General features: G+C 72.7%; 6 protein-coding genes and 3 pseudogenes. 8 read left to right on the forward strand and 1 reads right to left on the reverse strand.

Annotation, left to right across the window (positions count from 1 at the left end):
- Positions 1–10 precede the first annotated feature (10 nt).
- From TU30_RS27980 to TU30_RS28005, 6 genes and pseudogenes are all read left to right on the forward strand, one after another.
- Positions 11–931 (forward strand): carbohydrate ABC transporter permease, encoded by a 921-nt coding sequence (locus TU30_RS27980; protein WP_042175141.1) that lies wholly within the window; start codon positions 11–13, stop codon positions 929–931.
- Positions 932–1,042: 111 nt separating this feature from the next.
- Positions 1,043–2,482 carry a GH1 family beta-glucosidase gene (locus tag TU30_RS27985; protein ID WP_042175144.1) on the forward strand — a complete coding sequence of 480 codons (1,440 nt, stop codon included), beginning with the start codon at positions 1,043–1,045 and terminating at the stop codon, positions 2,480–2,482.
- Between the two features lie 835 nt (positions 2,483–3,317).
- A complete protein-coding gene (locus TU30_RS27990) occupies positions 3,318–4,403 on the forward strand; it encodes a LacI family DNA-binding transcriptional regulator (RefSeq protein ID WP_042175146.1) in 1,086 nt (361 codons plus the stop codon).
- Positions 4,400–6,033, forward strand: a pseudogene (locus TU30_RS27995) (FAD-dependent oxidoreductase). Before TU30_RS27990 ends, TU30_RS27995 begins: the two are co-directional and overlap by 4 nt.
- A gap of 168 nt (positions 6,034–6,201) precedes the next feature.
- Positions 6,202–7,011: pseudogene (locus TU30_RS28000) on the forward strand (transporter); the annotation flags it as partial.
- 50 nt (positions 7,012–7,061) lie between these two features.
- On the forward strand, positions 7,062–8,066 hold the full coding sequence (locus tag TU30_RS28005) for a hypothetical protein (RefSeq protein WP_042175148.1): 1,005 nt from the start codon (positions 7,062–7,064) through the stop codon (positions 8,064–8,066).
- A 182-nt stretch (positions 8,067–8,248) separates the two neighbouring features.
- Here TU30_RS28005 and TU30_RS28010 read toward each other — a convergent pair whose 3' ends face one another.
- A complete protein-coding gene (locus TU30_RS28010; protein WP_042175150.1) occupies positions 8,249–8,917 on the reverse strand; it encodes a lysophospholipid acyltransferase family protein in 669 nt (222 codons plus the stop codon).
- A 246-nt stretch (positions 8,918–9,163) separates the two neighbouring features.
- Here TU30_RS28010 and TU30_RS38440 point away from each other — a divergent pair.
- Together TU30_RS38440 and TU30_RS28015 are read left to right on the forward strand one after the other, a co-directional pair.
- A pseudogene (locus tag TU30_RS38440) lies at positions 9,164–9,385 on the forward strand (endonuclease/exonuclease/phosphatase family protein); the annotation flags it as partial.
- A 424-nt stretch (positions 9,386–9,809) separates the two neighbouring features.
- The gene (locus TU30_RS28015) at positions 9,810–10,847 is read left to right on the forward strand and encodes a GDP-mannose 4,6-dehydratase (RefSeq protein ID WP_042175175.1); all 1,038 of its coding nucleotides are present in this window, start codon (positions 9,810–9,812) and stop codon (positions 10,845–10,847) included.
- Positions 10,848–11,093 lie beyond the last annotated feature (246 nt).

Below are 11,093 nucleotides of genomic sequence, written 5' to 3' on the forward strand. Positions count from 1 at the left end.
TGGAGTCGCCATGACCATCCACAGCCTCCCGGCCCGGACGGACACCCCGGCCGGGCCCTCCGCCGAGAAGCCGGGCCGCGGCGGCCGCCGGCTGATGCGCCCGCGTGCCGGCCGTCAGCACCACGCCGGCCCGCTCGCCTACATCCTGCTCGCCGTCATGGCGGTGCTGTCGATCTTCCCGCTGTACTGGACGATGGTGGCGGCCTCCACCGACAACACCCGGGTCAGCCAGACGCCGCCGCCGTTCCTGCCCGGCCCGAACCTGTTCAGCAACCTCGCCCGAGCCTGGGACGAGGCGGCGATGGGCAAGGCCATGGTCAACAGCCTGATCGTGGCCGGAGTGATCGCCATGTCCACGGTGATGTTCGCGACCCTGGCGGGTTTCGCCTTCGCCAAACTGCGGTTCAAGGGGCGCAACGCCCTGCTCATGCTGGTGATCGGCACCATGCTGGTGCCGCCGCAGCTCGGCGTCGTACCGCTGTTCATGATGATGTCCGAGCTGGGCTGGTCGCAGCAGCTGCCCGCCGTCATCTTCCCCACCCTGGTGAGCGCGGTCGGTGTCTTCTTCATGCGGCAGTACCTCTCGGAGGCACTGCCGGACGAACTCGTCGAGGCCGGACGCGTGGACGGGGCGCACTCGTTGCGGATCTTCTGGAGCATCGTGCTGCCTGTCGCGCGGCCCGCGATGGCGGTCCTGTTCATGATCACCTTCGTGCACGCGTGGAACGACTTCTTCTGGCCCTTCGTGGTGCTCGACATGACCAACCCCACGGTCCCCGTCGCCCTCACCCAGCTCAGCGCGGGCTATGTCCGCGACCAGTCGTTGATCATGGCCGGCGCGCTGCTCGGCACGCTCCCGCTGCTGGTCATGTTCATCGTCTTCGGCCGCCAGATCGTCAGCGGCATCATGGCGGGCGCCGTCAAGGGCTGACCGCCGCGTCAAGGACCGGCCGAACGCGCCCGCCGGTCCTGCGCGCAGGCGCCCGCGAACCACCCACGCCCTCGCCCCCGTTTCCACCCCCACCACCTCGAAAGGACTTACGTGGTCACCGCAGCACAGCAGACCGCGTCCGCCCCGGACGCCGCCCGCACCTTCCCCAAGGGCTTCCTCTGGGGCTCCGCGACCGCCTCCTACCAGATCGAGGGGGCCGCCGCCGAGGACGGCCGCACACCGTCCATCTGGGACACCTACGCCCGTACCCCCGGCCGGGTCCGCAACGGCGACAACGGTGACACCGCCACCGACCACTACCACCGCTGGCGTGAGGACGTCGCCCTCATGGCGGAACTCGGCCTGGGTGCCTACCGGTTCTCCCTCGCCTGGCCCCGGATCCAGCCCACCGGCCGGGGCCCCGCCGTCCAGAAGGGCCTGGACTTCTACCGGCGTCTCGTCGACGACCTGCTGGACAAGGGCATCCAGCCCGTCGCCACCCTCTACCACTGGGATCTGCCGCAGGAGCTGGAGGACGCCGGAGGCTGGCCCGAGCGCGCCACGGCCGAGCGGTTCGCCGAGTACGCGGCCCTCGCCGCGGACGCCCTGGGCGACCGGGTGAAGACCTGGACCACCCTCAACGAGCCCTGGTGCAGCGCCTTCCTCGGCTACGGCTCCGGCGTGCACGCCCCCGGCCGCACCGACCCGGTCGCCGCCCTGCGCGCCGCCCACCACCTCAACCTGGGCCACGGCCTGGCCGTCCAGGCACTGCGCGACCGCCTCCCCGCCGACGCCCGGTGCTCGGTCACCCTCAACATCCACCAGGTCCGCCCGCTCACCGCCGACGACGCCGACAACGACGCGGTCCGCCGCATCGACGCGCTCGCCAACCGGGTCTTCACCGGCCCGATGCTCCAGGGCGCCTACCCGGAGGACCTGCTCAAGGACACCGCGGCACTGACCGACTGGTCCTTCGTGCGCGACGGCGACCTGCGGCAGATCCACCAGCCGCTGGACTTCCTCGGCGTCAACTACTACAGCCCCACCCTCGTCTCCGCGGCCGACGGCAACGGCACCCACACCTCCGACGGACACGGAAGGAGCGCCCACAGCCCCTGGCCGGGCGCGGACAAGGTCGCCTTCCACCAGCCGCCCGGCGAGACCACCGCCATGGGCTGGGCCGTCGACCCCACCGGCCTGTACGACCTGCTGCACCGCCTGGCCGCCGACTTCCCGCGGCTGCCGCTGTACATCACCGAGAACGGCGCGGCGTTCGACGACTACGCGGACCCCTCGGGCCAGGTCAACGATCCCGCGCGCATCGCGTATGTGCGCGGTCACCTGGCCGCCGTCCACCAGGCCATCGTGGACGGCGTCGACGTACGCGGCTACTTCCTCTGGTCCCTGCTGGACAACTTCGAGTGGGCGCACGGCTACAGCAAGCGCTTCGGCGCCGTCTACGTGGACTATCCGACCGGCACCCGCATCCCGAAGGCCAGCGCCCGCTGGTACGCCGAGGTGGTCCGCAGCGGAGTCCTCCCCGGAGCCTGACCGCAGGCCGGCCCGGTGCGGCACCCTCGCGGGTCCCGCACCGGGGCGGGGACCAGGACCTGCCGGGACGCACGCCACCCGTTGCGGACCGCGGCCGCGCGGACGGGAACGAACGAGAACGGAGTGGTGCGTCGGTCCGGGGCGCACGAGGTGCCACCGGGTTTCGGGGGCGGGGCGACGCTCCACTGCCGCAGGCCGACGTCGTGGCCTTCAGGACCGCCTGCCACACCGCCGCTCGATCCACCCGCGGCAGCGTCGGCGACGTGACCTCGGGCCCCCTCCTCGGTGAGGGTGCCGAGCCCGGCGACGGTCCTGCCGTCCTTGCGGAACATCCCGCCCCCACGTTCCCCCCGGTTCCCATGGACTCGGAGTCCCAGCCGAGTACCGCGCCCCGGAAGGCCGCGGCGGCCCGGACGCCGGGGGTGCCCAGGTCGAACCGGCAGGGAGAGCCGGGGGCGGACCCAGCGGTGATCACGACGATTCCCTCCGCTGTTCCCGTGTCGTTCCGCGTGGTCCCGGCGTGCCACCAGGCCCTGACAGCCGCTCCTCGACCGGTCCGGTCCACGGCCCCGCGGAACCGGGGTGCCGACACCACGCAGCCCACGCGCCGGCCCCCTTCACCCGTATCGCCCATGGCACGCGCCCGGTCCCGGCCCGGAGGCCCGGAGCACGCGGTGCTGTGTCGCGGGGCCCGCAAAGGAACGCCGGTTATTAGTCGTCCCGCCCTCCTTGCCCCCTCCTGCCGCGTGGCGGCAAAGTCATCGCTAATCCGCATTAGCACTGCACAGGTGCCCCGCAGTGCGTACCTAATGCGCATTAGTCGAAGGGGTGGAGCATGGCGGAAAAGATCCCTTCCGCGCAGCGGCGCGGCCGGCCGCGCCAGGCCGAGGTGGCCCGGCTCGCCGGGGTGTCCCAGACCACGGTGTCGCTGGTGCTCGGCGGCAACAAGCAGGGCATCGCCCTGCACGAGGACACCCGTGCACGGGTACTGTCCGCCGCGCGCGAGCTCGGTTACGTGCCCGACCCGGCCGCCCGCCGTCTCGCCGCCGCCCGGAACAATCTCCTCGGCGTCTTCAGTTTCACCGCCACCTTCCCGACCGCCGTGGAGCACTCGTACTACCCGTTCCTCGTCGGTGTGGAGCAGGAGGCCGCCGCCCAGGGCTACGACCTGGTGCTCTTCACCGGCTCCAGCTCCGGCGGGGCACAGGCGGGGGAGCCCGGAGCGCTGAACCGGGTGCGCCTCGCGGACGGTTGCCTGTTCCTCGGCCGTCATGTCCCCGACGACCAGTTGCGGCAGCTCGTCGCCGACGGCTACCCGGCCGTGCACATCGGCCGCCGCGAGGAGCCGGAGGGACTCGCCTGGGTCGGCGCCGACTACGTCGCCGCCGGAGCCGAGGTCGTCCGGCACCTCGCCGGGCTCGGCCACCGGCGTGTCGTCCTCGTCCGCGAGGACGACGACGCCCCGGCCTCCACCGACCGCGAGCGCGGCTTCCGCACCGGGCTTGCCGAATGCGCCGGCCGGCGTGCCATGGACGACCCCGCGGCCGTGGTCCGCACCGCGCGCCCCGCGGGCGACATCACACCCGCGTGGGTGCGTGCCCGGCTCGCCGAGGGCGTCACCGCCTTCGTCGCCGAGGAGACCGACACCGGAGCGGCCTGGCGGGCCCTGCACACGGCCGTCGCCGCCGCCGGGCTCGACGTGCCCGGCGGCGTGTCGCTGGCGCTGCTCGGGTCCCCGCCCGCCGACCTGGCCGCCGCCCGGTCACCGACCGGCTTCGACGTCCCCCGGGCCGAACTGGGCGCCGCCGCGGTCCGCATGCTCACCGCACAGCTCTCCGGCCAGGAGCGCGCCGAGTCTCTCGTGGCCTGCGGCTTCCGCGCCGGGCACACCACGGGCCCACCGCCCGGCGGGACCCGCTGACAGCACCCCCGGTCCAGGTCCCCCACCCGGTCCGCCGCGGCCGCGGCGGACCGGGCGGCGGCACGGGCGGTGTGGCCGCCGCGCTCGCCGCCTGCCGTGCGGGGCGCACCGTCGTCCTCACCGAGGAGACCGACTGGATCGGCGGCCAGCTCACCTCGCAGGCCGTCCCGCCGGACGAACACCCGTGGGTCGAGCAGTTCGGTGTCACGGCCACCTACCGGGCGCTGCGCGAATCGATCCGCTCCCACTACCGGCAGTGGTATCCGCTGCGCGCCGAAGCGCGGGCCCTGCCGCTGCTCAACCCCGGGGCCGGCCGCGTCAGCAAGCTCTGCCACGAGCCGCGCGTCGCCGTCGCCGTCCTGGAGTCGATGCTCGCCCCGCACGTCGCCGCCGGCCGGCTCACCGTGCTGACCCACACCCGGCCCGTCGCCGCCGACACCGACGGCGACCTGGTCCGTGCCGTCACCCTGGAGGACGTCCGCGACGGCGCCCGGCACACCGTCGCCGCCTCCTACGTCCTCGACGCCACCGAGACCGGCGAGCTGCTGGAACTCGCGGGCGTCGAGCACGCGCTGGGCGCCGAGGCCCGCTCCGAGTACGACGAGCCGCACGCACCCGAGACCGCCGACCCGCTCAACCAGCAGGGCATCACCGTCTGCTTCGCCCTCTCCCACCACCAGGGCGAGAACCACACCATCGACCGCCCCGCCGACTACGGCTTCTGGCGCTCCTACCGGCCGGACTTCTGGCCCGGTCCGCTCCTCGGCCTCCTCGCGCCCGACCCCCGTTCCCTGGAGGCCGTGCCGCGCACCTTCGAGCCCAACCCCGACATCGACCCGCTCGACGTCAGCGCAGACCAGAGCGCCGACGCCGGCGGCAAGGAACTGTGGGGCTTCCGCCGCATCCTCGCCGGCAGACTGCACCGCCCCGGCGCGTTCGACTCCGACATCACCCTGGTCAACTGGCCGCTCAACGACTACTGGCTCAAACCGCTCGTCGGCGCCGGCGAGGAGACCGGCCGCGCCGCCGTCACCGAGGCCCGCCGGCTGTCGCTGTCCGTCCTGTACTGGCTGCAGACCGAGGCCCCCAGGACCGACGGCGGCACCGGCTTCCCCGGCCTGCGACCGCGCCCCGACGTCACCGGCACCGCCGACGGCCTCGCCAAGGCCCCGCGTACGTAAGCGAGTCCCGCCGCATCAAGGCCCTCACCACCGTCACCGAGCACGACGTCGCCATCGACCTCGTCGGCCCGTACGGCGGCACCCGCCACCGCGACTCCGTCGGCGCCTACCGCATCGACCTGCACCCCTCCACCGGCGGCGACAACTACATCGACATCGGCTCCGTGCCCTTCGAGATCCCCCTCGGCGCCCTGGTGCCGCGCCGGGTGCGCAACCTGCTGCCCGCCGGCAAGAACATCGGCACCACCCACATCACCAACGGCTGCTACCGCCTGCACCCCGTCGAGTGGAACATCGGCGAGGTCGCCGGCGCGCTCGCCGCGCACTGCCTGGAGGAAGGGGTCCGCCCGCACCAGGTGCAGGGCGAGGACAAGCGGCTGGAGGAGTTCACCCGCGTACTCGACCGGGCCGGCGTCCAGCGCCACTGGCCCGACGTGCGCGGCTACTGACGACGCCGTACCACCGCACGCGCCGCGGGCCGGGCGGCACAGAGGCACCGTCCCGCCCGGCCCCGCACCGCCCGCTCTCCGTGCGCACGGCACAAGGAGGTGTCCCCCTCATGACCCCGCACCGCATCCGCGTCGGCATCGACGTCGGCGGAACCTTCACCGACGCCACTGCCGGTCGACACGGTGAAGAGCTTCATGATGAGGCTGTTCCCGTTCGCGGCCTTCTTCGCCGTGCTGTTCGTGCTCGTCGAGACCCGCCGCAAGGGAGTCGAGCACGCCTGGTCGCTGGCGTCGGCCGGAGAGCGGACCGGGGACGGCGACAGCCCGAAGAGCCCGGGCGGACGGCGACGCAGCCGCGCCCGCCACATGGGCGACGCGCCCTGGTACGCGCTGCTCGCCCCCGCCGTGCCGCTGGTCCTCGCGCTCGGCTTCGAACTGGCCATCATCCCCTCGATGCTCGCGGGCGTGCTGTGGGCACTGGCGACCACCACCCGGCCGGGGCAGCTCAACAAGAGGCTCCTGCGCACCCTCTACGGTGGGTTCGAGACCGCCGCCCCGCCCATCGCGCTCTTCATCGCGATCGGCATCCTGCTCGCCGCGGTGAAGCTCCCCGGAGCCGTCGAGGCACTGAACCCGCTGGTGAAAGCCGTCGCACCGGACAACCCCGTCGTCTTCGTGCTGGTGTTCACCCTCCTCGTGCCGCTGTGCCTCTACCGCGGCCCGCTCAACGTCTACGGCCTCGGCGCCGGGATCGCCGGCGTCCTCATCGCCGCCGGCATCTACCCGGCCGTCGCCGTGCTGGGCCTGACCGCCTCGTACAACCAGGTGTTCGGCGTCAGCGACCCGACCAGTACCCAGACCGTGTGGGCGGCGCAGTACGCCGGCGTCGGCCCGCAGCAGGTCATGCTGCGCACCCTGCCCTACGTGTGGTGCGTCGCGCTCGGCGGTCTGATCGTCACCGCCACCACCCAGCTGTGAGCAGCCCCGCAGCCGTCCCCGCCCGGCCCGGCACGAGGAGCCGCAACGCCATGACGCTCGACCGCCGCCTCTTCCTGCGCACCGCCACCGCCGGCGGCGCACTGCTCGCCCTCGGAGCGCAGGGCACCGCCATGGCCGCCGCCCCCGCAGGCTTCCCCGACTACCGCTACGTCCGCCCACTGCTCACCCCCGAGCAGCTCTCCTGCAACCCCACCGGGGAGATCATCTTCCCCTGCGTCCGCGGGGTCTACGACAAGCTGGGCAACCCGCTCGGCCGCTACTACCTCTACTACGCGCCGCACGACGCACCCGGTGGCATCTGTCTCGCCCACGGCGACTCGCCGGAGGGCCCGTTCACCGAGTACGCCGGCAACCCGATCGTCACCCACGCCTGGCCGCCGCACTACAAGGTCAGCCATGTCTCCTCACCGCACGTGCTCTGGAACGCCGACGCACGTGAGCTGTGGCTGTACTTCCACGGCGAGAACACCACCACCCGTCTCGCCCGCTCCAAGGACGGTGTGCACTTCACCTACGACAGGACGGTCCTCACCACCGCGATGATGCCGGCGGGCACCACCGGAACCTCGTACGCCCGGGTCTTCCGGCACGACCTGCCGGCCCGCGGCGCCCGCTACGTGATGCTCTTCATGTGGAACACCACCGCCAACCACCGCGACATCGGCTGGGGCTGGTCGGCGGACGGCCGGGACTGGGAGTTCGCCACGAAGCCGCTGATCGACCACGCCGCCGTCGGCGCGGTGAACGTCGGCGGGCCGCATCTGCTCACCCGGGGCGGCAGCGCGTACGTCGTGTACAACACCGACAGGGGCAGCGGCGGAGACATCCTGATCACCGAGGTGGGCAAGGACTTCTCACGCCGCGACCATCTCGGTGTGTTCTACGCCTCCGGTACCGCGGCGCCGGAGAACGGGCGCGCGGCGTCGCCGTCGTTCGGCACCGACGGCGGGGTTCCGTACATGATCTACGAGGCGGGAGAGCGGCTGTCGGGCTCCATCGCGCTCGCCCGCGGCACCGCGACCACGTTCATCTGACGCCCCGGGTGCCGGCGAGCGGTGCGCTGCGGCACCACATCGGGATCCCCGGTCGCCACCACTGGGCCGTGGTGTTGCACCTCATGGCCGGCGCCGCCGCGGCGACCGATTTCCGCCAACGGGCGTTTGGTGCACGTGAGGACTTCGCGACCGGGGCTCCGGGCGGAGGGATTCCGCCCCTCTCAACGGGTTCCGGGCTCGAGGGCCGGTTCACCGACGGCGTGTGCCGCTCGCCGCCAGGCGGCACCGACCGCACCGTGCGCGATCGCCGTACCTCGCGCCGTCCCCGCCGGCAGATGCACCGGACTGCCGATGTGCACGTGGAACCGGGGGCGGCGCACCGGGGCGGTGAGCACACCGGACAGTTGCTTCGCGACCGTTCCCGAACAGAGACGCCGGGCCCCCACCTGACCGACCGGAACCACCGGCGCACCGGTCGCGGCCACGAGCCGTGCGAGACCGGTGCGGAAGGGCAGGGGCGCGGTACCCCCCGCGTCCTTGCGCCGGGGGAGACCCCCTTCGGCGTAGATGAGTACATGACGCCCCGTCCCGAGCACCTCGGCCGCTGCCGCGAGGGCCTCCGCCGCCCGCGCCGACCCCCGGTGGACGGGAATGTGCCCCTCCTTGGACAACGCCCGGCCCAGCACCGGCACGCGCCAGAGGCCCGCCGTCGCCAGGACCGCCGGCCTCACGCCCACGGAGCGCAGGGCGGCCAGTACGACCGCCGGGTCGGCCGGCGAGTCGTGGTTGGCGACGAAGACACTGCCCCCGGGGTACGGTCCGTCCGCCTCGCGGGTGACGGTGAGGTGCCCGAGGAGGGGCAGCAGGACAGCGGCGGCACGGCTGAGCATGGACGGCCTTTCGACACGGGAATCCCTGCTCCCCAGCTTCACGTGCCGACCCCTTCCGGCACATGAGTATCCGTACCCATGGGTACCGCGCGGTTTCCCCATGACGAGGGGTGAGGACAGCGCCCGGTTTTTCCGGCTTCTGCCGGGCGCTCGGCGTGCCGGGCGGGACCGCGGCACGGACGGGGTGACGCACGTACCCGGGCCTCGCGGGCCGACCCGTCGGTCCGCGAGGCCCAGGTGGCGGACATGCCGGAGGTGCCGGCCGTCGGCCGCCGCCCGGGGATCCTGGTCGGAGACTTCAACGCGGAGGTGGCGGCTCCGGAACCGGCGCCGCTGTGGCGGAAGCCGCGGGACGCCGGTCCGGCCGGCGGCGGGACGCACCCGGCGGCCGCCCCGGTCAGGCGCATCGACCTGGTGGCCGTCTCCCGCGACATCACCGTGACCGGCACCGAAGCGGTGCCGACGAGGGCATCGGACCACCGCCCCGTCGTCACGGACCTCGGGGTCCACCGGCGCGGCCGCCGAACGATCCGAATCCCCCGGAACCAGGAGGCCCGGGGCGGCCGGCCGCACACCAGGCACGCGAGCGGCTGGACCGAGTCTGCTGGTCGTACGTGCCGTTCCGGGCCGCCTGCCCCGACAGGGCCGTCCCCGGGCCGGCCCGTCGCCGGAAGACTCGGAAATTCCTTAGCCGTTTCGGTGCTTGCATGGCCGTCACGAGGACGGCTCGTGAGTCAACGCAGGCTGCGCGTCTCGGGATCCGGCAGAACCGACCTTCCGGTCGGTGCACCGGAGAGTGCGCGCCTCGCATCGAATGCCGCCGCTTCCGGTCCGCGGGCGCGGTGCGGACTCCCGCCGACCGGTCCTCCCCGTGGCGGTGGAAAGAGAGAAGATGTCCAAGCGCGCACTGATCACCGGAATCACCGGACAGGACGGCTCGTACCTGGCGGAGCACCTGCTGAGCCAGGGGTACCGGGTGTGGGGGCTCTGCCGTGGCCAGGCCAATCCGCGAAGGGACCGGATCGCCGAGCTGATCCCCGGTCTGTCCTTCGTGGACGGTGACCTGATGGACCAGGGGAGCCTGGTCTCCGCGGTCGACCTGGTCCAGCCCGACGAGGTCTACAACCTGGGAGCGATCTCCTTCGTCCCCATGTCCTGGCAGCAGCCGGAACTGGTCACCGAGGTCAACGGCACCGGTGTCCTGCGCATGCTCGAAGCCATCCGTATGGTCAGCGGACTCAGCAGGTCCTCCGGTGGCGGCGCGCGGGGCCAGATCCGCTTCTACCAGGCGTCCTCCTCGGAGATGTTCGGTCAGGTCGCCGAGAGCCCGCAGAGCGAGACGACCCGGTTCCACCCGCGCAGCCCGTACGGTGTGGCCAAGACCTTCGGTCACTACATCACCCGCAACTACCGTGAGTCGTTCGGGATGTACGGCGTCTCCGGAATCCTCTTCAACCACGAGTCCCCGCGCCGTGGAGCCGAGTTCGTGACCCGGAAGATCACCCTGGCCGTCGCCCAGATCAAGCTGGGCATGACGGACAAGGTCAGCCTCGGCAATCTGGACGCCGAGCGCGACTGGGGCTACGCCGGTGACTACGTGCGGGCCATGCACCTGATGCTCCAGCAGGAGGAGCCCGGCGACTACGTCGTGGGCACGGGGAGGATGCACACCGTACGGGACGCGGCACGCATCGCCTTCGAGCATGTGGGCCTGGACTGGCGTGATCACGTCGTGGTCGACCCCGGCCTGGTGCGGCCCGCCGAGGTCGAGACGCTGTGCGCCGACGTGACCGACGCCCGCAAGGAACTGGGCTGGGAGCCCGAAGTCGATTTCGAGCAGCTGATGCGCATGATGGTCGAGTCCGACCTGCGCCAGGCCTCGCGCGAGCGTGACTACAGCCGGCTGGTGGCCGCCGGCGGCGGCTGGTAGGCCCCGCCCGGCCCACCGGCGGTGACACGCTCCGGCAGACCCGCCTTCCGACCGCCCACATACTAGGGATTTCCGCAGACGTACCGCCCGAGACTGGGCTCATGGTCTGCGGAATCGTGTGCACGGCACGCGCGCTGCGCGCGTGCTCCGAAGGAGCTGCCGCAGCGGTACCCGCCCGGCGTCGTGCCGGGGGTCCGCCCCGGACGGGCGGGCCCCGGCACTCCGCACGGCCCGGTCCGCCCGACG

This window comes from Streptomyces sp. NBRC 110035 (genome assembly GCF_000829695.1).
GTDB lineage: Bacteria > Actinomycetota > Actinomycetes > Streptomycetales > Streptomycetaceae > Streptomyces.

Bases quoted from the DNA above. Each gene is read 5' to 3' on its own strand.
- TU30_RS27980 (WP_042175141.1), top strand. From the start codon at position 11: ATGACCATCCACAGCCTCCCGGCCCGGACGGACACCCCGGCCGGGCCC.
- TU30_RS28010 (WP_042175150.1), bottom strand. From the start codon at position 8,917: ATGCTCAGCCGTGCCGCCGCTGTCCTGCTGCCCCTCCTCGGGCACCTC.
- TU30_RS28015 (WP_042175175.1), top strand. From the start codon at position 9,810: ATGTCCAAGCGCGCACTGATCACCGGAATCACCGGACAGGACGGCTCG.
- TU30_RS27990 (WP_042175146.1), top strand. From the start codon at position 3,318: ATGGCGGAAAAGATCCCTTCCGCGCAGCGGCGCGGCCGGCCGCGCCAG.
- TU30_RS28005 (WP_042175148.1), top strand. From the start codon at position 7,062: ATGACGCTCGACCGCCGCCTCTTCCTGCGCACCGCCACCGCCGGCGGC.